We start from the raw sequence: 26,112 nt of genomic DNA on the forward strand, positions 1-26,112 counted from the left end.
GATTGCCCAAGCAATTTGCCGGAAGCCCAGAAATCGGGGCGCGAAAATGGGCGCAGCGCACAATCGCTGCGGGCCGCTCAGTCCGATTCGGCCGCACCCAGCTCGACTGCCGCCAGCGCGAGCGACAGCTCGAGATAGGCGCGTTGGCCCTCGAGCGGACGGCCCAGCAGCGTGGCGATGCGCTGCAGCCGGTTGATGACGGTGTTGCGGTGGCAGTGCAGCAGCGGCGCGGCATTGGCGGCCGAACAGTTCTCGGCCAGCCAGGCGGCCAGCGTCTCCAGCAGGATCTCGCGTTCCCGCTCGGGAAGGGCGAGCACCGGTCCGAGCGTGCGCGTCACCAGCAGTTCGGTGAGATCGGGGGAGCGCAACAGCATCGCCTCGGGGTAGCGCTCCTCGAGTAGAACCAAACCCTGTGCGTCCGTGGGCAATGTCTCCAAGGCGAGCATCGCCAGCGCGTGCGCGGTATCGATCTGGGCCAGCCCCGGCACCGGGGGCGAGGCCGCGGCCCCGCCGCGGAGCCGCGGCCGGATCTGTTGCAGCACAGTGGAACTGTCGTGCCGCTCGAGTGAAACCAGGCCGACCGTGGCGTCCACCCGATCGTGCCACACCGAGCGAATACCCAACGCCGCCAACGCGGTCTCGGTACCGAGCTGCACGGCCGGCCGGCCGCGCACCGCGACCATGAGGTAGGCGCCGTGGGTGGGCAGGTTCAGTTCGCGGGCGGCGCGCGCGGCGAAGGTCGCGTCGTGTGCGCGGCCGGCCAGCAGATCTTCGATCAACCCGTGCCTGCGGCGCTCGTCCCGGCGGACCTGCTCGAGTTCGGTATTGCGGTAGGAGGTGACCAGCGCCGAGGACATGCCGTCGATGACCGACCAGGTCGCCGCGCCGATCTCGCGGAACTCACCCGGTGCCAGGTCGTCGGCGTGGTCGAGCAGTGCCTCCCAGACGATCTGGCCGCCTAGCCGGAACGTCCGCAGCATCACCTCCAGCGGCACGCCTTGCGCCGCGCGGTTGCGGCCGATGGCGGCGGCGACATCGTCACGGTCCGGCACGGTGACATCGCCGGCGAGCAGGTCCAGCACCCGGGTCAGATAGCTGCGGCAGCCGTTGCGCAGATCCTCGCGGCTGACGGGTGAGTAATCCGTCCACTCGGGGATATCGGTGAAGATCGCCGCCATCAGCCGCCGCGTCAGCACCGGAACCTCGGTCCGGCACACCGCGGCCAGTCGCCGGATGCCCGGCGTCGGGCCGGTGTGCTTGGGTGCTGCCATAGGCATCAACCTACGCCGCCCGGTATGCACCCTTTCCGGCTGCACGGAAGCGAGTCACCAGGTGCTTTGGTGCGGCACGCCGTGGAGGAGGGCGGTCTCGGCCCAGAGCCACGCGGCGACCGGACCCGTGAAAACGGTCGCGATGGTGGACAGGTCGGGCTTCAGTGCGAAAAGCATGTCGATCAACTCCGTTGTCTTACAGCGAACTTTCGGACCGGGCGGGTGCAGTGCGCGCGGTCGTCACCTGGCCTGCAAAGGGCGGGCGAACGACTTGCGCAGCGAGGCCGGGCCCACCAGCGGGAGCAGTGCGGCGAGGACCTTGGCTTTGAACGCGTGCGGCGTGCGGGTCAGCTCGACGTCGACGCGCGTGCCGTGCTCGTCGGGGGTGAGCCGGAAGACCCAGCCGCCGCCGGGACCGAAGAGCTTCGAGTCGAGCGTCGTGACGGTGACGGTGTCGCCCGCCGGATCCCACTCGTAGCGGGCGCGTTCCCAGGCCGCGGCGGTGCCCTCGGTCACCTCGGCCCAGCTGTCGCCGCGCTCGTGGACGACGAAATGCTCGGCGTCGATGCTCGGCCACGCCTGTGGGCGGGACGGCCCGAAATCGGTGAGCACATGCCGGACCTGTGCCGGTGCCAGGGTGGACAGGAGGTGGAAACGAACGATAGCCATGCTTCGACGATGGCTGTCGCGGCGGCGTCGCCGAATCGGTCAGATGACGCTGCCGGTGACGTAATCGCGGTTCGGTAGGGTCGCGGGCGGGCCTGCGGATCGACGCGGACCTGGCGAAAGGGGTACCGCGGCATGCCGATGTTCGGCCGAGACACCGAGCTGAAGGCGCTGCGCGCACTCGTGGACGGGCCCGGTGAGCAGTCCGGCATCCTGGTCGAGGGGGAGCCCGGTATCGGGAAGTCGGCCCTGATCGAGGAGACGGTCGCCGCCGCGGCCGTGGCGGGGCTGCGGGTATTGCGCACCGCTGGGGCCGAGGCCGAGCTGAACTCGGCGTACGCGGGGCTGCAACGCCTGCTGTACCCCCTGCGCCGGGGTTTCGGCGAACTCCCGGCGCCGCAGTCCGCGGCGCTGGCGAGCGCGCTCGGAATGTCGGATGCCCCGGGTGCGCCGAACGGCTATCTGGTCGGGCTGGCCGCGCTGACGCTGTTGGCGGACGCGGCCGCCGATCGTCCACTGTTGATCATCGCCGAAGACGTGCACTGGCTCGATCCGGCCAGCGCCGAGGTGCTCGCGTTCCTCGCGCGCCGGATCGAGGCCGAGCCGCTCGCGCTGGTCGTGACGTCGCGCGCGGGCGGCACCCCGCTCGCCGACTCGGGGCTGACCCCGATGCGGCTCGGCGGGTTGGCCGACGACGACGCCGCGGCACTGTTGGACAGTGCCGCACCGGATCTGGCCGCGCCGGTCCGCCGCCGAGTACTGGCAGCGGCACAGGGGAATCCACTCGCACTGAGCGAACTGGCAACGGCGACAGTGGATCTGACCGGGCCGATGCCCTTGACGGAACGCCTCGAGCGGGCCTTTTCCGCGCGGAGTGTGGAGCTGCCGCCCGAGAGCAGGTCCGCGTTGCTCGTCGCGGCGCTCAACGAGAGCGACTCGATCGCCGAAACATTGGCCGCCGTAAGCATTCTGGCGGGATCCCCGGCCGACCCCGAAATCCTCACACCCGCGCGGACGGCCGGACTCGTCGAAATGGATTCCGGCACGGTGACATTCCGGCATCCGCTGCAACGGTCGGCGGTCGCCGCCGCGGCCTCGGCGCAGGAACGCCGCCGTGCCCACCTCGCCCTGGCCGATGCGCTCGATGCCGCGCCGGACCGGCGGATTCGGCACCGAGCGGCGGGCACGCTCGGCCCCGACGAGCACCTCGCGGTCGAGCTGGAGCAGGCTGCCGAGCAGGCCCGGCACCGCGCCGGCGCGGTCGCCGCGCTGGAACGTGCCGCGGCACTGAGCGATACCCCCGGCGGGCGGGCGGACCGGCTGTTGCGGGCCGCCGAAGCGGCGGTCGATGCCGGTCGCCGCGATAGCGCCGAACGGCTGGTCGCGGCCGCTCGCGCGTTACCGCTGACGCCGCGCCACCAGGCCACCGCCAACTGGCTGCTCAGCGGTTTCGACGACGGGGTACGCGAAAGCCCCGCGCGGGTCGGCGAATTGGCTGCGCTCGCATCCACTGTCGCGGCTGCGGGGTACACCGACGCCGCCCTGCGGATTCTGTGGGGCGCGGCCATGCGGTGCTTCTGGGTCGAGCCCGGCCCCGAGACCCGCCGGGCCCTGCTCGCGGTCGCCGATGCGCTGCCGATTCCGGACGAGGATCCGCGCATGGTCGCGATCAACGCGTATGTGGCGCCGTTCGATCGCGGCGCACGCGTGATCGAGCGGCTGCGCGGGTTGGCGGCGCACACGGGCCGGGATCCGGAGGTGGATCGGTTTCTCGGTAGTGCCGCGCTGCAGGTGGGCGCGTTCGACCTGGCCGCCCGGTTCGCCGCGGCCGCCGCACCCGGACTGCGGGACGCGGGGCAGTTGGGTCTGCTCCCGCGCGCGCTGACCGTGCAGTCCTGGAGCCTGGCCCGGCTGGGTGATCTCGCGGCAGCCGCCCCGGTCGCCGCGGAGGCCGTGGATCTGGCGCGCGAAACCGGCCAGCCGTTCATGCACGGCCTGGCCATCGCGGTGCAGGCCGAGATCGCCGCCCTGCGTGGGGATCATCCGCAAGCGGCGGCACTGGTGGCGGAAGCGGAGCGGATCGGGCTCGCCGCGGGCGCGCGTCCCGTGCTGGCCACCGTGCAGCTCACCCGCGGGCTCATCGCCCTCGGCACGGGCCGATTCGACGACGCGTGCGCCGACCTGCTCCGGCTGCACGACCCGCGCGACCCGGCGCACGCGCCGTTCTTGCGCGCGTACTTCCTGACCGAGCTGGCCGAGGCGGCCGTGCGGGCGGGGCGGGTCGAGGCGGTGCACGACCTGATACGCGAGTTGGCACCGATTGCGGCGGTGACGCCGTCGCCTGCGCTGGCGATCGGAATGCGTTACGCGCAAGCGGTATTCGCGACCGCAGCGGTCGAGGAGCGGTTCGCGGCAGCGCTGTCCGCGGATCTCACCGGCTGGCCGGGTGAGCGGGGCCGGGTGCACCTGGCGTTCGGTGAATGGTTGCGGCGGCAGCGCCGGATCGTCGAGTCACGCACCCAGTTGCGTACGGCCCGTGACATTTTCGACGCACTGGGCTTCACCGCGTGGAGCGAACGGGCCCGGGTGGAACTGCGCGGCGCCGGGGAATCGAGTCCGGATCGCAGCCCGGCGGCCCGGGAACGGCTTACGCCGCACGAGCTGAGCATCGCCCAATTGGCGGCGCAGGGTCTGACCAATCGGGAGATCGGGCAGCGGCTGTTCCTCTCGCATCGAACGGTCAGCACGCATCTGCATCGCATCTTCCCGAAGCTCGGCATCAGCGCACGAGGCGACCTCGCCGCACTGCTCCCGGGCCTGAACGACACCACGCCCGATCAGACGTGACCGACACCGATTACGTCATCTGACGCTCGCCGCCGCACCGGCGCACTGCCTAACGTCGGCGATGCGGACGGTGCCGAGGTGCAGGCCCTGGTCCCGACCGCGTATCGGACCAGGGACGAGGAGCTCAGATGGATATCAGCAGACGATTCTTCGGTGGGGCGCTGGCCGTGGGCGCGACGAGCCTGGCCGTGGCCACGCTGAGCGCCTGCGCCACCGATCCGGCCGCGAGCTCGGCCACCACGCCGGCGTCGCCCGGCGCGGAGCTGCGGGCGGGCTCGGGTGCCCACACCACGCTCGGCCCGATCAAACAAATCGAAGCAGGCGCCCTGAACATCGGCTATGCCGAATTCGGGCCGAGTACCGGCCGACCCGTCATCCTGCTGCACGGGTGGCCCTACGACCCCTACAGCTTCGCCGATGTCGGACCGCTGCTGGCCGCGGCCGGATATCGGGTGCTGGTCCCGTTCCTGCGCGGCTACGGCCCGACGACCTTCCGGTCACCGCAGGCGGTGCGCAACGGGCAGCAGTCGGCGATCGCCCGCGACATCGTCGACTTCATGGACGCATTGCGGATCGATCAGGCGGTACTGGGCGGATTCGACTGGGGCGCAAGAACGGTCGACATCATCGCCGCGCTGTGGCCGCAGCGGTGCAAGGCGATCGTCGCGGTGAGCGGCTACCTCATCACCCAGCAGGCGGCACAGCAGCAGCCGCTCGCGCCGGAAGCCGAACTGGGCTGGTGGTATCAGTACTACTTCGCGACCGAGCGTGGTCGCGTCGGATACACCCGCAATCGCCACGAGTTCAACAAGCTGATCTGGCGGCGGGCCTCCCCGCAGTGGAACTTCGACGACGCCACCTTCGACCGCAGCGCGGCCGCGTTCGACAATCCCGACCACGCCGAGATCGTGATCCACAACTACCGCTGGCGGTTGAGCCTGGCTTCCGGCGAGGCCCGATACGACGAGTACGAACAGCAACTCGCCACCGGCCCGGTGATCACGGTCCCGGCGATCACCATCGGCAGCGACTTCGACGGTGCCGCCAAGGACGGAAAACCGTACCGCGACAAGTACATCGGCAAGCACGAACACCGGGTGCTGGACGGCATCGGGCACAACGTCCCGCAGGAGGCGCCACAGCCCTTCGCGCAGGCGATCATCGACGCCGACCGACTGTGACACGGTAGAACCGGCGGCCTCGGTCGCGAGACCGCCGGTCACCGCGCGCTACAGCGAGGCGTGCGGCTGGAAACGGCCGTCGGCGTCGAGTGCGACGACGGTGTCGATGCCGATCCGCCGCAGGAACGGATAGTCGTGGCTGACCACCAAGAGCGCGCCGCGATAGTCGGCCAGGGCCTCGACGAGCTGGTCGACAGAGGCGATGTCGAGGTTGTTGGTCGGCTCGTCGAGGATCAGCAACTGGACCGGCGGGTCGGCGAGCAGCAAGCGCGCCAGCGAGACTCGGAAACGCTCACCGCCGGACAGGCTCGACACCGGGCGTTCGGCCGCGGCGCCGCGCAGCAGCAGCCGGGCCAGCTGATTGCGAATGGTGCCGGGCGGGGTGGTGACGGCCACCGCGTGCACGTTCTCGATCGCGCTGGCTTGCTCGTCCAAGCCGTCCAGGCGTTGCGGGAGGTATCCGACGCGATCGGTCAACAGGACGCCGCGCTCCGGTCGCCGGCCGTGCACGAGATCCTCGATGAGCGTGGACTTGCCCGCGCCGTTGGGCCCGATCACGGCGACCCGCTCCGGCCCCTGGATCGTGACGCCGCGATCGCCGTCGCGCAGTTCCGCGATGCGCCTGCTGCGGGGCACGTCGGGATCGGGCAGGTCCAGGTGGATGTGCTCGTCGGAGCGGACCCGCGCCGCGGCGGCGTCCAGCACCTCTTGGGCCGCACGAACTTTGGCGTCCAGTGTGGTGCGCATGGCGCCGGCCGAGGCCTGTGCCTTGCTGGCACGGTTGCCCGCCAGGATGCGCGGTATACCCCCGTGCTGCTGTGTCGCGCGGCCCGTGCGTTCGCGCCGGGCCAGCTTGGTCTCGGCCTCGATGCGTTGGCGTTTCTCGACTTTCAGCGCCTGCTCGGCGGTCCGGGCCGCCTGGGTCGCGGCCGCCTGCTGTTGCTCGACGTAGTCGCGCCAAGCGCTGTAGGGGCCGCCGAACACGTCCAGGGTCGCGCCGTGCAATTCGGCGGTGGCGTCCATGTGCTCGAGCAGTTCGAGATCGTGACTCACCACCACGAGGGTGCCCGGCCACGCGTCGACGAACGCGGTGAGCTGGGCGCGAGTTTCGCGATCGAGATTGTTGGTCGGCTCGTCGAGCAGCGTGATCGGCTTGCGCTGGACGCGCAGGCCGGTGATCGCGACGAGGACCGCCTGGCCGCCGGAGATCGCACCGACGGTGCGATCGAGATCGGCTGCGCCGAAACCTATTTCGTGTAGCGCCTCGTCGGCCCGGGCCTCGATGTCCCAGTCGTCGCCGATCGTGTCGAAATGCGCGGCGTCGCTCTCGCCCGCCTCGATGGCGCGCAGCGCGGCGAGTTCGTCCGCGATGCCGAGCAGTTGGGCGATGGTGGCGTCGCGTCCGAGGGTGAGGGTCTGCGGTAGGTATCCGACATCGCCGGTGGTTTCGATGCGCCCGGACGTCGGGGTGAGTTGTCCGGCGATCAGGCGCAGCAGGGTCGACTTGCCCGCGCCGTTGCGGCCGACCAAACCGGTGCGACCGGTGGTGAAGGCGCCGTCGACGCCGGCGAGGGCGACGGAGCCGTCCGGCCATTCGAACGTCAGTTGGTGCAGAGCGATTGCCGAGGTGATGGACATGCGTCAGTGGCTCTTCCTGCTCGCGAGCGAGCGGCAGCGAGGTGAGAACAGATTCCTGTGGCTGCCGGCGAAGGGCGCGGCCGTACTCGAACGAGCACGTGTATGAGGAGCGCCGCCTTCGACCGGGCGGCTAGCGTCTGTCGACCTCGATGAGCACGTGCTCAGCCTATCAGTCGCGGGCCGGCCGCCCGAGCGACGCTTCCGGCGCGGCTGCCGGGGTGGGGCCGTGGCGGATGGTTCCATGTCGGCCATGGACCCAGCGGTGCGTGCCGGCCGGGCACAGAAGACCTGGTTCTTTCCCTCGACCTACACGATCCTCGCCGGTGTCGCCTTGCTGGTGTGGCTCGCGGCGTTCGTGATTCCGCCGGGGGCCTACGACACCGATGCGCGCGGCCGTCCGATCGCGGGGACCTATCACCGCGTCATCGATGCCAAGGGGTTCGGCGAGCGGTTGCGGGAGCTGTTCCTCGCACCGGTCAACGGTCTCTACGGCATTCAGGACGACAGGTCGGGTCAGGTCGGTCCGGACCTGACCGGTCACCTCTACGGCGCGGCCGCGGTCTTCCTGTTCGTGCTGGCGGTCGGCGCGTTCATCACCGTCGCCTTCGCGACCGGCGCCCTCGACAGCGGGATCGGGCAACTGGCCCATCGGCTACGTGACCGGTCCGCGCTGCTGATCGTCGGCGTCATGCTGGTGTTCGCGATCGCGGGCACGGTCGAGGGCTTCGCGGAGGAAACGCTCGGCTGCTACGCACTGCTGGTGCCGTTGCTGCTGGCGCTCGGCTACGACCGGATGACGGCGGTGGGCACGATCATCTGCGGCGCCGGCGTCGGCATGCTGTGCTCGACGGTGAATCCGTTCGCCACCGGCACGGCGTCCTCGGCGGCCGGCGTGCCCCTCGGCGAGGGGATCGGGCTCCGGCTCGCGATGCTGGTGGTGCTCACCGCCGTCACCGTCGGCTATGTGCTCCGGTACGCGGAGCGGGTCAAACGCGATCCGGCGAAGTCCTGGTCCGGTTGGCAACCCGGCGACCGCGAAGGATCGGCCGACGACCATCGCCCTGACCCGCTGACCCGGCGTCAGCAAGCGGTGCTCTGGTTGGTGGCAGCGACTTTCGCGTTCATGATCTTCGCGATCATCCCGTGGGCGGAGGTGATCGACGGACCCGGCGCCGAGCGCTACCGCTGGCAATTGGGTTGGTATTTCCCCGAACTCACCGCGCTGTTCCTGTTGGGCGCGGTGGTGGTGGGACTGGTCGGCGGGCTGGGGGAGAACAGGGTGTCCGAGGCCATCGGCAAGGGTTTCGGTGACTTCGTCGGCGCGGGTCTGGTGATCGTGCTGGCACGGGGCGTGACCGTCATCATGAACAACACCGAAATCACCAGCACCGCACTGCATTCCCTGGAAGGCCTGGTGACCGGTACCTCGTCGACGGTGTTCGCGGTCACGGTGTTTCTGGTGAACGTGCCGCTGGGTTTCCTGATTCCCTCCAGCTCCGGCCATGCCACGCTGGTCATGCCGATCATGGCGCCACTCGCCGATTTCGCGAATGTGCCACGCTCCCTTGTGGTCACCGCGTGGCAGTCGGCGTCGGGCTGGGCCAATCTGGTCACCCCGACCACGGCGGTGGTGACCGGCGGTCTCGCCCTGGCGAAGGTGCGCTACGACCGCTACGTGCGGTTCGTGGCCCCGCTGCTCGGCATCTTGGGCGTGCTGATCTGTGGGTTCCTCGCGCTCGGCGCCTTGCTCCGGTAGTCGGCGGCCGAGGGCAGCAGCAGCGGGGTGGCGAGCAGCAGCACGCCGGAGATCGTGATCGCGGTGTGCGGGCCGGTGCAGGTGGCGAGCACGCCCCAGAGCATCATCAGGGTTGCCTGCAACAATTTCGCGCAGGCATTCCAGGTGCTCAGCACGCGGGCGGCGTGGTCCCGGGGTGTGCGCCGCAGCCGGGCGGTCGCGTAGAGCGGATTGAAGACACCCATGCACGCGATCAAGAGCGCCTCGACGCCGATCACGGTGAGCAGTCCGGGAATTCCCGGCTGGACGAAGGCCAGGCCGAGCGGGAAGACCGACCGCAACCAGCCGGAGACGAGCATGACCCGCTGCTCGCCGTAGCGGCGGGCCAGGTGGCCTGACAGGCGCGCGCCGACGAAACCGCCGAGTGCCGGAATCCCGAAAGCAAGACCGTATTGCCATGCGGGGAAGTGATATTCGCCGAGCAACAGGACCGACAGCAGCGGGACGCCTGCCATGATCAAGCCGCTGACCGAGATCGAGTTGAGGAACAAGCGCACCAGGACCCGGTCCCGTCGGATGTAACGCCAGCCGGTGAGCAGGCCGGTTCGCGGTGGCTCGGCGCGCGGCGTGGCGATATCGCCGCCACGGATCCGGCGCACGGCGCACGCGGACAGCAGAAAGCTGACCGCGTCGGTGGTGATCGTGACGACCGGGCCGAACACCCCGATCAGCGCACCCCCCAGCGGCGGCCCGACCGCGGTCGCCACCCAGCTCGTCCCTTCGAATCTGCTGCCGGCAACGAGCAATTCATCGCTGCGCACCAGATGTTTCAGATAGGCCCCGGAGGCGGCGGCGAAAGCGAGGCCCGCGGTGCCGGAGACCACCGATACGACCAGCAGTTGTCCGTAGGTCAGCGCGCCGAGGACATACGCGACCGGCACGCTGGCCAGCGCGCCGAACCGGACCAGGTCCATCGCTATCATCACCGGCTGCTTGTTCCGATGCTCGACCCAGGGCCCGAGCCCGAACGCGACGACCGCCGCGACGGCGAGCCCGGACGCCTCCAGCAGCGCGACGGCGAAGGCCGTGGAGTCCAGTACCCGCACCGCGAGCAGTGGAAAGGCACCGAACGCCAGCCAGGTGCCGTAGGTGCTGACCGCGTAGGCCGACCACAGCCAACCGAAATCGCGTCCCAACCGTGCGTGCATCTCACTCCCTCGACAACCGGCCCTCGGGTCTGGGATCACAGCAGCCGGGGCCGCGGCAGATCAAACAACCGGTGCTTCGGCGAGCCACAACCAGCAGTTGTGTGCACCTAGGGTGGGTTCATGGATACCGAGGCGGTCCGATCGTTCGTCCGCGCGGCCGAGCTCGGCCAACTGCAGCAGGCGGCCGACGAACTCGGCGTGACACAGCAGGCCGTGTCCAAGCGCATCGCCGCGCTGGAGCGCGCCCTCTGCGTCCGGTTGTTCACCCGGACCGCACGCGGCGTCGAGCTGACCCTCGACGGTCAGGCCTTCCTCCCGCACGCGCGCACGATCATCACGAGCGTCGACCGGGCGGTGGCCGCGATCGAACCGGGATCGCGCGCACTGCGGATCGACGTGCTCGGCCTGCGCTCGGCGCAAGCCGTTGTCCTGCACGACTATTGGCGCGCACACCCCGAAATCGTCTTGGACGTCGTGACCCTCAAGGTCGACGACCCGCGCGTCGCGGTGGCCGCCGTGCGGGCGGGTGAGATCGATGCCACGTTCCGTTCGGTCACCGATCCCGCGACCCTGCCGGACGACGTGCGGATGATCCACGCCTTCGACTCGCGGCTGGAACTGCTTGCCGGACCGCGGCATCCGCTCGCCGCCGCACGTACGCTGACCCCGGCTCAGTTGCGCAAGCACCGGATCTGGGTGCCGGGCATCGCGGTGCGCAGCGAATGGGCGGACTTCTACGATCAGCTCGCCACGCACTTCGATTTGCGCATCGACGCCGCCGGGCCGAATTTCGGCAACGAGGTACTGCTCGACATTCTGGCGGATTCGGCGGACGTGGCGACCCTCGTCGGCGCGCGGGACCGGTACCTCTGGCCCGCGCACTACGACCTGCGCCGCATCCCGCTCGCGAATCCGGCCCTCGTCTACCCGCTGTCGCTCATCGTGGCCGCGGCGAATCCGCATCCGGGACTGCGCGGCGTCCTCGACCACGTCGGCAGTCTGCCCCCGGTCCCCGCGGATGCCTGGCGCCCGACCTGGGCAGTGCGGTGACACGCGGAACCGCACCGATGATTTCCGGTGCGCGGCGGCGTCTACTCGAGGGAACACCGACGAGCAGGAGGCGCAATGACCACTACCCAGGATCCGCAACCATCGGACATCCCGGACAGCAGGGATACCGCGCTCTACCGGCTGGAACCGTTGGTCGGCCGGTGGCAGGTGGAGGCGTCGTTCGCGCCGGGCTTCTTCGGCCCGGGCACCCCGGCCGTCAAGGACCGCAGCGGCACGACGACGTTCGAATGGATGAAGACCAAGCAGTTCCTGGTCGAGCACTCGGTCATCGACAATCCGATGGCGCCGGACACGATCGTGATCATCGGCCTCGACCGGGATGGCTTGTTCGTCCGGCATCACTACGATTCGCGTGGTGTCAGCCGCACCTATCAGATGAGCCTGGATGGCGGTGTCCTGCACATGTGGCGGATGGAACCCGGCTTCTCCCAACGTTATTCGGGCACGTTCAGCGCCGATGGGAACCAGATATCCGGTGCCTGGGAGAAGTCGGCCGACGGCGTCGAGTGGGAGCACGACTTCGATCTGACGTACTTCCGGATCGACGACTGAAGTGCCGCGCGAGATGCGAAAGAATAATTGCGCAAATTTCCTTTCGTATCTAGCCTGGGTGGCATGCCCGACGCCGCGCCGCCGACCATCACCGATCTCGATGCGCTGAAGGTCTTCACGCATCCGTTGCGGATAGCGCTGTATCGCGCGCTGAACACCGCCGGTTCCGCGACCGCGTCGCAGCTGGCCGAACAGGTGGACGAGGCGGTCTCGCTCGTGAGCTACCACCTGCGGAAGCTGGCGGCGCACGGATTCGTCGTGGCCGCACCGGAATTGGGGACCGACGGCCGCGAGCGCTGGTGGAAACCGGTGTCGGACAAGGGCTGGAGCTTTCGCAGCTCGGACTTTCTCGCCGATCCCGAGGGCGCGATGGTCGTCGGACAGGTCACCCGGCAGCTGCTGGCCGACCGCAGCGAACGGTACCGCGCCTACCTCGACCAGCAGTCGGCCTGGCCGAAGGCCTGGACCGACGCGGCCTTCAGCGCCGAGTACACGCCACGGCTGACCTCGGCCGAGCTGGCCGAGCTGGAGGCTGAGATCACCGCCGTGGTCCGTCGCTGGCAGGACCGCGGCGAGGCGGCGGTCGCGGCGGGCGAGGCCGACGGCCGCGAGCACGTCGCGGTGCAGCTCTACGGATTTCCGTCCCGGCCGTGAGTACCGGAGCCGTTCGGGCGGAAGCGGCGCCGCCGGCGTATCGGGATGCGAACGTGCTGCGCTGGCTCGGCGCGTTCGTCTGCTCGCTGCTGGGGGACAGCGTGTATTTTCTCGCGCTGTCCTGGGCGGCGATTCAAGTCGGCACGCCGGCGCAGGCCGGGCTGGTACTGGCGGTGGCGGCGGTGCCCAGGGTGCTGCTCATGCTCGGCGGGGGAGTCATCGCCGACCGGTTCGGGCCGCGCAAGGTGCTGATCGGCAGCGATCTGACGCGCTGCCTGGTAATCCTGGGCGCGGCGGGTGTGCTGGCGGTGACGACACCCGGCGTCTGGCTGCTCGCCTTGGTCGCGATGGTGTTCGGCGTGATCGATGCGCTGTTCCTGCCCGCGGTCGGCGCGCTGCCGCCGCGCATCACGAAGCCGGACCAGTTGGCCCGGGTGCAGGGCTTGCGCGGGCTGGCTTCCCGCGCCGCGCTCATCGGCGGCTCTCCGCTCGGCGGACTGGCACTGGCGGCCGGCGGGCCGTCGCTCGCATTCGTCACCGCCGCACTGTTGTTCGCGGTGTCGCTGCCGCTGCTGATCGCCGTCCGGATCGCGCCGCTGCCGGATGACGGTGTGGCCGAACAGCACAGCACCGCGTGGGCGGATCTGGTCGAAGGCGTGTGCTACATCCGCCGCGACCCCGTGCTGGCACCGCTGGTCGTCGTCCTCGCCGTAGGCGAGCTGGGTTTCACCGGTCCGCTGAATATCGGCGTCACCCTGCTCGCCGATGAACGGGGCTGGGGTGCAACGGGACTCGGTTGGATCATCGGCGGATTCGGCGTGGGCGCGGCCGCCGCTTCACTGTTGCTCGCGGTCGGCGGCCGGGTACCCCGGGCCGGACTGGTACAGCCGGTGTGCCTGGTGCTCGGCGCGGTCGCGATCGGCGCGCTGGCCTACGCCCCGGCGCTGCCGGCGGCGGCGGGTCTCGGCATCGCCATCGGACTCACCGCGGGACTCAGCGGCGCCCTGTGTGCGGCGCTCGTCCAAACCACCACCGTCCCAGCCTATCTCGGCCGGGTGACCGCAGCGGCGGGCCTGGTCACCCTCGGCCTCGCACCTCTCATCTATCCGGTAGTCGGCGCGGCTATCGCGGCCTGGGGCACCCGCCCCGTCTTCGTCGTCAGCGCCGCCATAGTCGCCCTCGGCGCACTCCTAGGCTTCCGTGCCACGTCCCTCCGCCGCGCCGAACTACCCTGACCCGCAACGCGTTCTGCGTACACCCGCCGTTCGACCGGTGACGCATACGCTCCACTGTCGCGGACCGACCCCGCACTGTCGCGCATTCGGCCGGTGTGGGCGCTCGTGTCCCCCCTGCGCGGGCATGATCAGGCCGGCGGTGCGTCGGTTTCCATGAGTTCGAGCAGGCGCTCCCGCACCGGGGTGGGCCGGGCGAAGAGGTAATCGTGGCCGCCGGGCCAGGTTTCGACCGTGCAGGTGCGGGTGGTGAGTTTCGACCAGGCCGTGAGCGCGCCCGCGGACATGAGGTCGTGGTCGCCCAGCCACGCGGTGATGGGGCAGTCCAGCACCGGTTCGGTGGGGACGGGTAGCTCCGCGGACAACGCCAGATCCGCATACCAGCGCCGGGTCAGGCCCTCCCGGAACTCTGCGGGCAGCGCGTGCCAGTCGGCCACGTCCAGGCCGCTGAGCGCGGCCAGCTGGGCGAGGTCGATCTGGTCGATGCGGCCGCTCGGGAACACTCGGGAGAAGCGGCTCTCGCTGGGGTCCGGCCGGTAGGAGCTGACGATCAGCCGTCGCACCTCGCGGTGCGGGGCCAGCCAGGTCGCGATATGCGTGCCGATCAGGCTGCCCATGCTGTGGCCGAGCACGTGGTACGGCACCTCCGGCAGCGCGGCCAGCGCGTGCGTGAACTGCTCGTGAACGTCTTCGAGCGTCCACTCGGGCGGCTCCGCGTAGCGGTCCTCCCGCCCCGGCGGCTGCACCAGCAGCAGGTCGATATGCGGTGGCAGCCATTGTGTCCAAGTCCAATACGCACCGGCGGCACCCCCGGCCGGCGGTACGCAGACCAGGCAGGCGGTGCCCGGCTGGGCATCGGACACCACATGCTGCAGCCAGGGTGACGGCTGCTTCACTGTTCGCTGACCCATTCCCGGTTACCTCAGATCCTGCGATTGGCCGGCAGCACGAACCGCCGGAAGACGAGTTCACGAAGCACGTCGTCGCCTGCTTCGACGATGGTCACGGCCCGGGTATCGCGCAGGTACTTGGCGATGGGCAGCTCGGTGGTATAGCCGAGGCCGCCGAACATCTCCGAGCCGACCGTGGCCACCTGCCAGCCGGTCTGTCCGCAGAACATCTTGGTGGTCAAGGCCGATCGCAGCGCGCCGCGCTGGAGGAATTCCGCGGCCGGGTCGGCGGTCGCCATGATGGCGTCGTATTCGGTTGCCGCGGCCAGGCATTGGTTGCGCATGACGTCGATCTGCATTTCCATCTGCCCGAGTTTGCCTGCGAACACGGCGTTCTCGATGAGGGTGCGACCGCCCAGTCGTTTGGTCATCGCGTAATCCAGGCAGAGATCGCGGATCCGCCTGGCCACGCCGAGCGCGATGGTCCCGATCAGGATCCGGCTCGAGTTCAAGCCGACCTCGATGATCTTGAGCCCCGGCCCGTTCAGCACATGGCCGCTCGGCACTACGCAGTCGGTGAACGACACCTGGTAGGTGCCCGCCGACCGGAGACCGATCATGTCCCAGCGTTTGACCACCTGCACACCCGGTGTATCCCGCGGCACGAGCACCGCGTGGTAGGTGGCGCCCTTCTTGTCCCCGGCGGACCTGGCGAACACGACGAGGTAGTCGGCGAAGCCGGAGTTGGTGGAGAACATCTTCTCGCCGTTGAGCACCACGTCGTCACCGCGCCTGGTGAGCGTGGTGGCGAGATTGATCAGCTCGCTGCCGGCCGCCTGCTCGCTGCCCAGCGCGGCCGAGTAGCCGCCCTCGCGGGTCATCGCCGTGAGGAATCGCTCTTTGAGCTCGGGTGACCCGTACAGCGAAACCATCGAGCTGCTGAGGATGGAGATCAGCAGGGTGAAGGCCGAACCCGCGTCGGCGTAGGCGAGTTCGGAGACGAGGTCGATGCTGTCGGCGAGACCGAGTCCGGCGCCGCCGTATTCGGTGGGCAGCCACCAGTTCAGCAGTCCCATTTTGTGCAGGGGCTCGTACAGCGCCAGAGGCGGTTCCGCGCCCGAATCGAAGTCGGCGTCGTGGCCGAGCAACGTGGTCCGCGCGAACTCGCGGACGGCTTGCAACGCTTCCGCCGGTGCCGGCGGCCGGTCGTAGAGAGGCACTGATCAGTCCTTTCCGGTGACGGGCGGCGGGAATGCGCGACGGAACGTAAAGGCCTCCTGCGTGGGGCCTTTCGCGTTCAGCAGGTCCAGCCTGGCCATGCTTTCGCCGACGTCGGGCAGGCTGCCGACGGGCAGCCACCACAGCACCGACGGAGCACCGCGCGGCGGCTTGAACCATTTCCGGCGGATGCGCAGGGAACCGGCGTGTTCGCCCCGATAGGTGAACTCCCGCAGCGTCGCCATGTCCTCCCACACCGAAATGTTCAGCATGTAGGGGTCTTCGGGGAGATCGAACAGCGACTCGAGCCGGAAGACGAAACCCGGTGCGGCGCGGGCCATCGCGTCGATCTTCAAGGCGAGCTCGTGGAAATCGGCGAGCGTCTCGGACTTCAGCGAGTCGACGGCGTAGAGGATGTTCGCCTGCGCGAGATGGTATTCGCCGCTCATCGTGTCGAAGCCTCCTGTGCGGCGGGCAGGTGGCCCGTCTCGATGAAATAGTCGATGGTCGCGGCCAGTGACGCGGCACTCGCGGGTGGACCGGATACGCCGACCGACGTGAGCGCCGCCCGGGTCGCGGTGGACTCGAACGATGAGCGGCCGTGGTCGGGTTGCTCGAAGGCGATCTCCGAGAAGGCTTGCAGCACCGGATGAGCGGCGTTGTCTGGATCGCCGGCGATCATGTCCGCCCACAGTCCCGCGGGGAGTTCGGCCAGCGGGTATCCGCGGGCGGCGAGCGTGGCGATGATCGATGCGAACGGCACCGGTTCCGGGCTGGACAGGTGGAAGGTCGCGCCGGCCGCCTTGCCGTCGCAGGACAGGGCGGCAATGGCTTTCGCCGCGTAGCCGACGGGGATGATGTCGCCGGTCAGCTCGGTCGCGGGCGCTACGCCCGCCTGGATGCACCCTTGGACGACGCGCCAGAGCAGATCGGTCGGCGGCAACCGGTAGATCGAGATGGGTAGCCCGCGTTCGCGGGCGCGGGCGGCCATTTCCTCCGCGATCCACCCGGCCTGCGCGTACTCGTCCGTCAGCGCGGCCGACGGGCCGGTCGGCGCGTCCTCGGCCGGTGCGGGCCCGGCGGTGTCCGGCGGCCCGAAGACGGCGAACGTGGACAGGTGATGCACCGGGACCGTCCGGTGGCGGGCGGCCAGGCGTAGGACGGCCGCCATCCCGTCCACCGACTCGGATTCGTCCACGACTGCGGCGCAATGGAATACGCCGTCCACGGTGCGGGCCAGCGCATCGAACTCCCTCTCCGTCAGGCCGAAATGGGGATCGGTGAGCCTGCCGGGCACCACGATCAGTCGGTCGGCTATCGCGTCGTCCCACAGCCGGTAGCCGCGCATCGTGTCCCGCAGCTGAGCCAGGCCCTGCGCCGCGTTCGGCGACTCGACGAGGCAGTGCACGGTCGACGACGTCCGGTCCAGCAGTTCACGGACCAGGAAGCTGCCGACGAATCCGGTTGCGCCCGTGACGAAGAGATGTGCGGCGGCGGCCAGGGCGACCGGGCCGGAGGTTGCGGCGGGCACGATATCGTCGGGCAACCCCACCTGGTCCGGCACCGGTTCTTCGACCGCGGTGGATTCGTCGTCACCGGTCAGGATCGTGGCGATCCGCGCGGCGAGGCCGGCCGGCGTCGGCGTCTGGAAGACGGCGTTCGCGGACAGGTGCCCGGTCAATCCGAGCTGATGCACCAGGCGATTTCGCAGTTCGAGCGAGGCGAGCGAATCGAAACCGAGCGCCATCAGCGGCAGATCGGCGGCGACCTCGTCGGCCGAGGCCAGATTGGCGACCTCGGCGGCGTGCCGGGTGATCATCCGGACCAGTTCTTCTCTTCGCTGGACCGCGGGCAAACCGATCAGGTGGTCCCGCAGCTGCTCGCGTTCGCGTGCGGTGTCGTCCGCCCTGGGTGCGCTCGTGGCCTGGCGGGGCCGAGGCGCGGCCCGGACCATGTCGCGCAGCATTGCCGGAACAAGCTGTGCGTCACCAGCTCTGGTCAACTGGATGCGGCAGGGAATGGCGAGCGGCCGGTCCGCGGCGCGGGCCGCGTCGAAGAGCGCGCAGCCGTCCGCGGCGTCGAGCGGAAGCAGTCCCCACCGGCCCAGGCGGGCGTGGTCCACCTCGGACAGACCCTCGGTCATGCCCGCGTCGCTCGCCCACGGCCCCCACGCCAGCGAGATGCCCGGCAGGCCGTGCGCGCGGCGGTGCTGCACGAGCGCGTCCAGGAAGGCGTTGCCTGCCGCGTAATTGGCCTGCCCCGGCGTGCCGAGCACACCCGCCACCGAGGAGTAGGTCAGGAAGCCGGACAACTCGAGGCCCTCGGTGAGCAGATGCAAATTCACCGCGCCGTCCACCTTGGCGCGCATGACGCGCTCGATCTGGGCGTCGGTGAGCGTCTCGACGGTGCCGTCGTCGAGCACCCCGGCCGCGTGGATCACCGCGCCGAGCGGCCGATCGGCGGGCAGCGAGCGCAGCAGCTCGGCGGTGGCCGCGTAGTCGGCGATATCGCACGCCGCCACCCGGACCTCGGCGCCGAGTGCGGTCAGTTCGGCGACGAGTTCGGCTGCGCCGGGCGATGTTTCGCCGCGCCGGCTGACCAGGAGCAGGTGCCGGACGTGGTGCGCGGTCGCGAGGTGGCGCGCGAGGAGTCCGCCGAGTCCGCCGGTGCCGCCGGTGATCAGCACCGTGTGGTCGGGTTCCGCCAGCGGTGGCGCGGTGGCTTCGGTGCGCAGCGGGCCGATCCGCGGGGTACTCAGATGACCGTCGCGAATCGCGAGCTGCTCCTCGGCGGTGCGCAGCGCCGACGGCAACGCCCGCGCGGAGGCAGGTTCGTCATCGAGATCCACCAGGACGAATCGGCCGGGGTATTCGGCCTGTGCGGTGCGGATCAGTCCCCAGACCGCGGCGCTCGCCAGATCGGTGACGTCCTCGTCGGGTGTGATGGCGACCGCACGATGGGTGATCACCGCGAGCCGTGCCGCCGGGTCGCCGGTGGCCGCGAGCCACGCCCGGATATCGGACAGCACCTGCCGCACGCGGTCGAGCGCGGCACGGGCCACTCCGGCGGGGGTGGCGACCGGGGCGACGTCGAGCAACACCGGACCCGAGCTGTTCACGGCGGTGGCATCGGCGCAGCGACCGAATTCGATTCCGGCGTCGGCGAGTTGGCGGGCGAGGTCGTCGCCGAGCACCCACAGCTCGTCGCCGGGTCCGGTATCGGCGGGTGCGGCCAGCGAGGTCCAGCGGACCGTGGACAGTGCCTGGGTCGCGCCCTGTAGCAGAGACCCGGCGGGCCGGAAGCTCAGCGTCGCGATCTGGCCGACGGCCTCGCCCGCGTCGTCGGCGAGATCGACGCGGAACTCGGTGTCGCCCAAAGGCGTGATGCGGGCCCGGACCGCTGCCGCACCGAGCGTATACAGGCCGACCCCCGTCCAGGTGAACGGCAGGACCGCCGCGTGCGTGAGCGCGTTCCGGTCGGCCAGGGCGGCGAGGCAGCCGTGCAGCACGGCGTCGGTCAAGGCAGGGTGCAGACCGTACTGCCCGGCGTCCATGGCTATTTCGTCCGGTAGTCGCGATTCGAGGTAGTACTCGGCACCGCTGCGCCACAACCGGTTCAGGCCGCGGAAGGCGGGCCCGTACGTCATACCCGCCTGTGCCGCGCGGTCGTAGACGGCGTCCACGTCCATCGGTGCGGCGCCGGTGGGTGGCCACTCGGCGAATCCGTCGGCCGGCGGCTCCCAGGTGGGGGACACCGTGCCGTGCGCGTGCCGGGTCCACGCGCCGAGGCCCCCGCGCCGGGAGTACAGGCTGACCCGTCGTCCGCCCGTGTCGTCCACCGCACCGACGGTGAGCTGGACCTGGACCGTGTCGTCGCCGGGCAGCACCAGCGGAGCCTCGAGCACCAGCTCGTCCACCCATTCGGCGCCCACCTGTTCGCCTGCCCGCAAAGCGAGTTCGACCATCGCGGTGCCCGGCAGGATCACCTCGCCGCCGACCGTGTGGTCCGCCAGCCAGGGCTGGCGCTCCAGCGACAGGCTCGCGGTGAACAGGTGCCCCTCGGTGTCGGCGAGTTGCACGCCCGCGCCGATCAGCGGGTGGGCCGGCCGTTCGAGCCCCGCCGCGGTGAGGTCGGCCGGTCCGGTGCGCGGCGCGTCGGTGAGCCAGTAGCGCTGGCGCTGGAAGGCATAGGTGGGCAGGGGGATTCGGCGCGGTCGAGTCGGTGCGAAATAGGCGTCCCAGTCGACGGGAACGCCGTACGCGTGCGCCTGGGCGAGGGCGGTGGTCATGCGATCGAGACCGCCGTCGTCGCGGCGCAGGGTGGCGACCACGGCCGCCTCCGCCCGGGTCGCCTCGACGGTGCCTTCGATGCCGAAGGCGAGCACCGGATGCGGGCTGATCTCGATGAAGACGTGATGTCCTGCGGTCAGCAGCTGACGGGTGGCGGTCTCGAATTCGACCGGCCTGCGCAGATTCTGCCACCAGTAGGTCGCGTCGAGCGCGGTGTGCTCGATCGGCGCGCCGGTGACCGTGGAAATCATCGGCACCGATCCGGTGCGCGGCCGCACCCGGGCGAGCGCGTCGAGCAGCTCGGGTTCGAGCGGGTCCACGTGACTGCTGTGCGAGGCGTAGTCCGCGTTGATGGTCCGGGTGTGCACGCCGGCGGCCGCGCATTCGGCCTGTAGCTCCGCGATCGCGTCCGGTTCGCCGCAGACCACCGTCGACTCGGGCCCGTTCGCCGCGGCGACCGACAGCCGAGTGCCGAACCGTGCCATACGTTCCCGTGCCGCGGCCGCGCCCAGGCCGAGCGAGAGCATCGCGCCGGTGCCCGACAGCGGCAGGACCGCTCGGCTGCGTCGCGTCACGATGAGCGCGCCGTCGTCCAGGGACAGCGCGCCCGCCACGCAGGCGGCGGCGATCTCGCCCTGGGAATGTCCCACCACCGCAGCGGGTTCGACGCCATAGGCCTGCCACACCCGTGCCAATGCGACCATCACGGCCCAGAGCACTGGCTGCACGACATCGACCCGATCGAGACTCGGTGCGCCCGCGACATTGTCGAGGACATCGTGCAACGACCACGGGACGTATCGGGCCAGCGCGTCACCGCATTCGGCCAAGCTCTGTGCGAACACCGGCGACGACTTCACCAGCGCCGCTGCCATTTCCGGCCACTGACCGCCCTGCCCGGGGAATACGAACACCGGACGCGGGTCCGGCCAGGCGGTCCCGCGCACCACTTGCGGCGCGGACTCGTCGCGCGAGAGCGCCGTGAGTCCGGTGAGCAGTTCGTCTCGGTCGGCGCCGACCACCACGGCCCGATGGTCGAACCGAGAGCGGTTGAGCGCCAAGGAGAATCCGAGGTCCTCGGGACGTTCGGTCGCCGCTGCGGTCAGCAGGGCCGCGGCCTGCGCGGACAGGGCCGCGGCACTGCGCGCGGTGACCACCCACGGCGTCACCTCGGCCGGTGGGCCACTCGGCTCGGTGGCGGCCGTCGCCACCGGAGCTTCCTCGAGGATCACGTGTGCGTTCGTGCCGCTGATACCGAACGAGGACACCCCGCACCGCCGTACCCGTTCGCCGCGTGGCCACGGCACCGCTTCGGCGAGTGGCCGGACACCCGCCTCAGCCCAGTCCACATGCCGGGACGGCGTCGTGAAATGCACCAGCGCGGGCAAGGTTTCGTGGCGCATCGCCAGCACCATCTTGATCACCCCGGCCACGCCGGCGGCCGCCTGCGGATGACCGATGTTCGACTTCACGCTGCCGACCCACAGCGGCCGCTGCGCCGGGCGGCCGGCACCGTAGGCGGCGATGAGAGCGCCGGCCTCGATCGGGTCACCGAGTGCGGTGCCCGTCCCGTGCGCCTCCACCGCGTCCACCTCGGCAGGGGAGAGGTCGCAGGCGTGCAGTGCGTCGCGGATGACCCGTTGCTGGGAGGGCCCGTTGGGCGCGGTCAGGCCGTTGCTCGCGCCGTCGGAGTTGATCGCCGAGCCGCGCAGCACCGCGAGTATCTCGTGCCCGTTCGCGCGGGCGTCGGACAGTCGCTCCAGGACGAGCATGCCGACGCCCTCGCCCCACCCGGCCCCGTCGGCGTTGTCGGAGAACGGCTTCGAGCGGCCGTCCGGCGCCAGCCCGCCCTGCCGGGACATCTCGGTGATCACCCGCGGGTGACACATCACCGTCGCGCCGCCCGCCAGCGCGAGCGAGCATTCGCCACGACGTAGCGAAGCGGCGGCCGCGTGCAGCGCGACCAGCGACGACGAGCACGCCGTGTCGATGGTGACCGCGGGGCCCTGCAAACCCAGCGTGTAGGCGATCCGGCCGGACGCGACGCTGCCGAGTTCGCCGGTGAGCAGATATCCTTCGGCGTCGTGCGGCGGTGCCTGCAGCGGCAGGCTGTAGTCCTGGTAGATCACGCCGGCGAAGACGCCGGTGCGACTGCCGACCAGGGCGGTCGGATCGATGGCGGCGTGTTCGAGGGATTCCCAAGCGCATTCGAGCAGCAGGCGCTGCTGCGGATTGATCGCGGCGGCCTCGCGCGGTGTGATCCCGAAGAACCCGGCGTCGAAAAGCGCCGCGTCCCGCAGGAATCCGCCTGCGCGCACGTAGGTCGTGCCGGGGTGCTCCGGATCGGGGTGGTAGAGGGTGCCGGTGTCCCAGCCGCGGTCGGTGGGGAAGGGCGCGATCGCGTCACCGTCGGCGGCCAGCAGCTCCCAGAGTTCCTCGGGCGAGCGCACGCCGCCGGGAAAGCGGCACGCCATGCCGATGATCGCGATCGGTTCGCTGATCCGCGCTTTCAGCCGCTCGTTCTCCTTCAGCGACTCGCGCAGCGCCTCGACCAGTTCGTCGACGGATGTGTTCACCGTGCCTCCTTACCGAGCGCGAGCCGCACCAGCTCGGCGCCGTCCATGTCGTCGAATCCGCGCGGACCGCGGGCGGTGGGCGCCTGGGCGTCGTCGCGGTCCGGGTTGTCGCTCGGGTCGTCGCCGAGTCCGGCGAGGTGGTCGGCGAGCGCCCGCGGGGAGGGATAGTCGTAGATGAGGGTGGTCGGCAGCCGTCGCCCCAGCGCGACGCTCAGCCGGTTGCGCAACTCCACGCTGGTCATGGACTCGAAGCCGAGCGCTTTGAACGACTGGTCAACGCTGACCTCGGCGGCGGTGCCCAGGCCGAGCACCGCGGCGATCTCGCGCACCACCAGATCCCGGATATCGCGTGGGGTGGCGGACGGCGCGGCGGGCTCCGGACCGGTGACCGCTACCGGAACAGCGGCGGTGGCCGGGGCTCCGGGAGCGTCGAGCCAATAGCGCCGGCGCTGGAACGCATAGGTGGGCAAGGGGATTCGGCGCGGCCGGGCCGGCGCGAAATACGTGTGCCAGTCGACGGCGACGCCGTGGGCGTCGGCTTGGGCCAGGGACATGGTCATGCGGTCGAGACCGCCGTCGTCGCGGCGCAGCGTGGCGAGGACCGCGGCGTCGGCTCCGGTGGCCTCGATCGTGCCCTCGAGGCCGAAGGCGAGGACCGGGTGGGGGCTGATCTCGATGAAGACGTGGTGGCCTGCCGCGAGCAGACTACGGGTGGCGGCCTCGAACTGGACCGGTCTGCGCAGGTTGCGCCACCAGTATTCGGCGTCGAGCGTTTCGTGCCGGATCGGCGCACCGGTGACCGTCGAATACATCGGCGCCGCCCCCGTGCGCGGCCGTACGGACGCGAGCGCCTCACGGAGTTCGCGCTCGACGGGGTCGACGTGACTGCTGTGCGAGGCGTAGTCGGCATTGATCGGCCTGGCGCGGATGTCATCGGCTTCGCATTCGGCTTGTAACTGCGCGATCGCCGCGGGCTCCCCGCACACCGCCACCGATCCCGGGCCGTTGATCGCGGCGATGTCGAGCCGAGTTCCGTACCGTGCCATCCGTTTTCGGGCCGCGTCGGCCCCGAGCCCGAGCGAGAGCATCGCGCCGGTCCCGGACAGCGGCAGCACCACCTGACTGCGGCGCGCGACCACCCGGGCCCCGTCGTCGAGGGAAAGCGCACCCGCGACGCAGGCGGCGGCGATCTCGCCCTGCGAATGTCCCACCACCGCAGCGGGTTCGACACCGTAGCCCTGCCACACCCGGGCCAGGGCGACCATCACCGCCCATAGCACGGGTTGGACGACGTCGACGCGCTCCAGGCTCGGCGCGCCCGCGACGCCGTCGAGGACATCCGGCAGCGACCAGGGCAGGTAGGGTCGCAGCGCCGCCGCGCAGTCGGCCAGGTGCCCGGCGAACTCCGGCGACGATTTCGCCAGTGCGGTCGCCATTCCCGGCCACTGCCCGCCCTGCCCCGGAAAGACGAAGACCGGTCGCGGGTCGGGCCAGGCCGTGCCCCGCACCACCTGCGCCGCCGGTACGCCGCGGCTTACCGCTTCGAGGCCCGACATCAGCTCCGCCCGGTCGGTACCGACGATCACTGCCCGATGGTCGAAGCGGGACCGCGTGACGGCCAGCGAGTACCCGATGTCCGCGGGCCGCTCGGTGTCCGCGGCTGTCCGCAATCGCGCCGCTTGCGCCCGCAGGCCTGTCTCGCTGCGGGCCGAGATCACCCACGGCAGCACGTCCGCCGGGGCGGGCGCGGCGGGGTCGGCCGTCTCGAATTCCGGTGCCTCCTCGACGATCACGTGCGCGTTGGTGCCGGCCACGCCGAAGGAGGACACCCCGCAACGTCGCGGGCGTTCACCGCGTGGCCATGGCTCGGTCTCGGTGAGTGGCAGGACCGCGGCCGCCGCCCAGTCCACCTCCGGCGACGGCGTGCCGAAATGCACCAGGCCGGGGAGCTTTTCGTGCTGCAACGCCAGGACCGACTTGATCAGCCCGGCCACACCCGCGGCGGCTTGGGCATGGCCGATATTCGATTTCACGCTCCCGACCCGCAACGGCCGGTCCCGTGCCCGATCGACACCGTAGGTCGCGACCAGGGCCGTTGCTTCGGCTCGGTCGCCGGCTCTGGTACCGGAGCCGTGGGCCTCGACGGCATCCACGTCGGCGGCCGATAGTCCGGCGTCGGCCAGCGTGCGCGTGATCAACTGTTGCTGTGCCGTGGCGCTCGGCGCGGTGAGACCGGCGCTCGCGCCGTCGGAATTGACCGCGGAGCCGCGGATCACCGCCAGCACCCGGTGTCCGGTCGCCTGCGCGTCCGACAGCCGCGCCAGCATGATCATGCCCGCCCCTTCGGACCAGACCGTGCCGTCGGCGTCGGCGGCGAACGGCTTGGCCCTGCCGTCCGGCGCGAGCCCCTGCTGCCTGGTGAATTCGGTGAAGAATCCCGGCGTCGGCATCACGGAGACGCCGCCGGCCAGTGCGCGGTCGCACTCACCGGCGCGAAGTGCCTGTACCGCAAGGTGAATGGCGACCAGTGAACCCGAAGAGGCGGTATCGATCGTGATCGCGGGACCGGTGACCCCGAGCGTGTAGGCGATCCGGCCGCTGATCGCGGCGGCTATGTTCCCGGTCAGCATCAGCCCGGCGGCGCCATCCGGTGCCAGATGCAGCGGCGGGCCGTACGCGGTGGACAGCTGCGCCGCGTACACGCCGGTATTCGTCGCGCGCAGCGAGTGCGGGTCGACCATGGCGTGTTCGCAAGCCTCCCAAGCGACTTCGAGCAGGAGTCGCTGCTCGGGATGCATCGCGGCCGCCTCGCGGGGGGAGATGCCGAAGAACGCCGCGTCGAATGCGGCGGCGTCGAGGAAGCCGCCGCGATGTACCGCACTGGCCCCGGCGCGTGCGGGATCGGCGCGGAGCCGGTCGAGGTCCCAGCCGCGGTCGGCCGGAAAATCGGTGACGGCCGTCGCACCGGCGGACAAGAGATCCCAGAATGCTTGCGGCGAAACAGAATTGCCGGGATACCGGCAGGCCATACCGATGATGGCGATCGGTTCCGCTGCCCTTTTGTGTGTCGTGAACGCGGACATG

17 protein-coding genes are annotated in these 26,112 nt (G+C 70.4%); 7 read left to right on the forward strand and 10 right to left on the reverse strand.

Annotation, left to right across the window (positions count from 1 at the left end):
- Positions 1–77: 77 nt before the first annotated feature.
- From O3I_RS19375 to O3I_RS19380, 3 genes are all read right to left on the reverse strand, one after another.
- Positions 78–1,271: a PucR family transcriptional regulator gene (locus O3I_RS19375; protein WP_014984656.1), complete on the reverse strand. Its 1,194-nt coding sequence runs from the start codon at positions 1,269–1,271 to the stop codon at positions 78–80.
- Positions 1,272–1,325: 54 nt separating this feature from the next.
- Positions 1,326–1,448 (reverse strand): hypothetical protein, encoded by a 123-nt coding sequence (locus O3I_RS46805; RefSeq protein ID WP_272944300.1) that lies wholly within the window; start codon positions 1,446–1,448, stop codon positions 1,326–1,328.
- Between the two features lie 63 nt (positions 1,449–1,511).
- Entirely contained in the window at positions 1,512–1,940 is a 429-nt protein-coding gene (locus O3I_RS19380) for a hypothetical protein (protein WP_014984657.1), read from the reverse strand.
- Between the two features lie 132 nt (positions 1,941–2,072).
- On the opposite strand from O3I_RS19380, the gene O3I_RS19385 reads away from it, so the two are divergent.
- Both O3I_RS19385 and O3I_RS19390 read left to right on the forward strand, forming a co-directional pair.
- Positions 2,073–4,784 (forward strand): AAA family ATPase, encoded by a 2,712-nt coding sequence (locus tag O3I_RS19385; protein WP_014984658.1) that lies wholly within the window; start codon positions 2,073–2,075, stop codon positions 4,782–4,784.
- Between the two features lie 128 nt (positions 4,785–4,912).
- Entirely contained in the window at positions 4,913–5,965 is a 1,053-nt protein-coding gene (locus tag O3I_RS19390) for an alpha/beta fold hydrolase (RefSeq protein ID WP_014984659.1), read from the forward strand.
- A 48-nt stretch (positions 5,966–6,013) separates the two neighbouring features.
- Here the strand turns inward: O3I_RS19390 and O3I_RS19395 are convergent, their stop codons facing one another.
- Positions 6,014–7,603 carry an ABC-F family ATP-binding cassette domain-containing protein gene (locus O3I_RS19395; protein WP_014984660.1) on the reverse strand — a complete coding sequence of 530 codons (1,590 nt, stop codon included), beginning with the start codon at positions 7,601–7,603 and terminating at the stop codon, positions 6,014–6,016.
- 250 nt (positions 7,604–7,853) lie between these two features.
- Here O3I_RS19395 and O3I_RS19400 point away from each other — a divergent pair, with 250 nt between their 5' ends.
- Complete coding sequence (locus O3I_RS19400; RefSeq protein WP_014984661.1) at positions 7,854–9,359, forward strand: YfcC family protein; 1,506 nt, start codon at positions 7,854–7,856, stop codon at positions 9,357–9,359.
- Here O3I_RS19400 and O3I_RS19405 read toward each other — a convergent pair.
- Positions 9,275–10,546 carry an MFS transporter gene (locus O3I_RS19405; protein WP_014984662.1) on the reverse strand — a complete coding sequence of 424 codons (1,272 nt, stop codon included), beginning with the start codon at positions 10,544–10,546 and terminating at the stop codon, positions 9,275–9,277. The genes O3I_RS19400 and O3I_RS19405 overlap by 85 nt on opposite strands.
- Positions 10,547–10,666: 120 nt before the next feature.
- Between O3I_RS19405 and O3I_RS19410 the strand changes: the two genes are divergently transcribed.
- The 4 genes from O3I_RS19410 (at position 10,667) to O3I_RS19425 (ending at position 14,058) form a co-directional block, all read left to right on the forward strand.
- On the forward strand, positions 10,667–11,596 hold the full coding sequence (locus tag O3I_RS19410; protein ID WP_014984663.1) for a LysR family transcriptional regulator: 930 nt from the start codon (positions 10,667–10,669) through the stop codon (positions 11,594–11,596).
- A 75-nt stretch (positions 11,597–11,671) separates the two neighbouring features.
- A complete protein-coding gene (locus O3I_RS19415; RefSeq protein ID WP_014984664.1) occupies positions 11,672–12,169 on the forward strand; it encodes a hypothetical protein in 498 nt (165 codons plus the stop codon).
- A 63-nt stretch (positions 12,170–12,232) separates the two neighbouring features.
- Positions 12,233–12,823 (forward strand): winged helix-turn-helix domain-containing protein, encoded by a 591-nt coding sequence (locus O3I_RS19420; RefSeq protein ID WP_014984665.1) that lies wholly within the window; start codon positions 12,233–12,235, stop codon positions 12,821–12,823.
- Positions 12,820–14,058, forward strand: coding sequence for an MFS transporter (locus O3I_RS19425; RefSeq protein ID WP_014984666.1), 1,239 nt, complete (start codon positions 12,820–12,822; stop codon positions 14,056–14,058). Before O3I_RS19420 ends, O3I_RS19425 begins: the two co-directional genes overlap by 4 nt.
- 128 nt (positions 14,059–14,186) lie before the next feature.
- Here O3I_RS19425 and O3I_RS42755 read toward each other — a convergent pair whose 3' ends face one another.
- Genes O3I_RS42755 through O3I_RS19450 form a run of 5 tightly spaced genes read right to left on the reverse strand, consistent with a single transcriptional unit; the run spans position 14,187 to position 26,111 of the window.
- The gene (locus O3I_RS42755) at positions 14,187–14,966 is read right to left on the reverse strand and encodes a thioesterase II family protein (protein WP_081594038.1); all 780 of its coding nucleotides are present in this window, start codon (positions 14,964–14,966) and stop codon (positions 14,187–14,189) included.
- 11 nt (positions 14,967–14,977) lie between these two features.
- A complete protein-coding gene (locus tag O3I_RS19435) occupies positions 14,978–16,165 on the reverse strand; it encodes an acyl-CoA dehydrogenase family protein (RefSeq protein WP_014984668.1) in 1,188 nt (395 codons plus the stop codon).
- A gap of 3 nt (positions 16,166–16,168) precedes the next feature.
- Positions 16,169–16,612, reverse strand: coding sequence for a DUF3291 domain-containing protein (locus O3I_RS19440; RefSeq protein WP_014984669.1), 444 nt, complete (start codon positions 16,610–16,612; stop codon positions 16,169–16,171).
- Positions 16,609–23,028, reverse strand: a complete 6,420-nt coding sequence (locus O3I_RS42760) for a type I polyketide synthase (RefSeq protein WP_014984670.1) — start codon at positions 23,026–23,028, stop codon at positions 16,609–16,611. Before O3I_RS42760 ends, O3I_RS19440 begins: the two co-directional genes overlap by 4 nt.
- The gene (locus O3I_RS19450) at positions 23,025–26,111 is read right to left on the reverse strand and encodes a type I polyketide synthase (RefSeq protein WP_014984671.1); all 3,087 of its coding nucleotides are present in this window, start codon (positions 26,109–26,111) and stop codon (positions 23,025–23,027) included. The genes O3I_RS42760 and O3I_RS19450 overlap by 4 nt, the downstream gene beginning before the upstream one ends.
- Position 26,112 lies beyond the last annotated feature (1 nt).

Source organism: Nocardia brasiliensis ATCC 700358 (genome assembly GCF_000250675.2).
Lineage (GTDB): Bacteria > Actinomycetota > Actinomycetes > Mycobacteriales > Mycobacteriaceae > Nocardia > Nocardia brasiliensis_B.

Bases quoted from the DNA above. Each gene is read 5' to 3' on its own strand.
- O3I_RS19420 (WP_014984665.1), top strand. From the start codon at position 12,233: ATGCCCGACGCCGCGCCGCCGACCATCACCGATCTCGATGCGCTGAAG.
- O3I_RS19400 (WP_014984661.1), top strand. From the start codon at position 7,854: ATGGACCCAGCGGTGCGTGCCGGCCGGGCACAGAAGACCTGGTTCTTT.
- O3I_RS19375 (WP_014984656.1), bottom strand. From the start codon at position 1,271: ATGGCAGCACCCAAGCACACCGGCCCGACGCCGGGCATCCGGCGACTG.
- O3I_RS19440 (WP_014984669.1), bottom strand. From the start codon at position 16,612: ATGAGCGGCGAATACCATCTCGCGCAGGCGAACATCCTCTACGCCGTC.
- O3I_RS19380 (WP_014984657.1), bottom strand. From the start codon at position 1,940: ATGGCTATCGTTCGTTTCCACCTCCTGTCCACCCTGGCACCGGCACAG.
- O3I_RS42755 (WP_081594038.1), bottom strand. From the start codon at position 14,966: ATGGGTCAGCGAACAGTGAAGCAGCCGTCACCCTGGCTGCAGCATGTG.
- O3I_RS46805 (WP_272944300.1), bottom strand. From the start codon at position 1,448: ATGCTTTTCGCACTGAAGCCCGACCTGTCCACCATCGCGACCGTTTTC.
- O3I_RS19450 (WP_014984671.1), bottom strand. From the start codon at position 26,111: ATGTCCGCGTTCACGACACACAAAAGGGCAGCGGAACCGATCGCCATC.
- O3I_RS19385 (WP_014984658.1), top strand. From the start codon at position 2,073: ATGCCGATGTTCGGCCGAGACACCGAGCTGAAGGCGCTGCGCGCACTC.
- O3I_RS19415 (WP_014984664.1), top strand. From the start codon at position 11,672: ATGACCACTACCCAGGATCCGCAACCATCGGACATCCCGGACAGCAGG.
- O3I_RS19405 (WP_014984662.1), bottom strand. From the start codon at position 10,546: ATGCACGCACGGTTGGGACGCGATTTCGGTTGGCTGTGGTCGGCCTAC.
- O3I_RS19410 (WP_014984663.1), top strand. From the start codon at position 10,667: ATGGATACCGAGGCGGTCCGATCGTTCGTCCGCGCGGCCGAGCTCGGC.
- O3I_RS19390 (WP_014984659.1), top strand. From the start codon at position 4,913: ATGGATATCAGCAGACGATTCTTCGGTGGGGCGCTGGCCGTGGGCGCG.
- O3I_RS19395 (WP_014984660.1), bottom strand. From the start codon at position 7,603: ATGTCCATCACCTCGGCAATCGCTCTGCACCAACTGACGTTCGAATGG.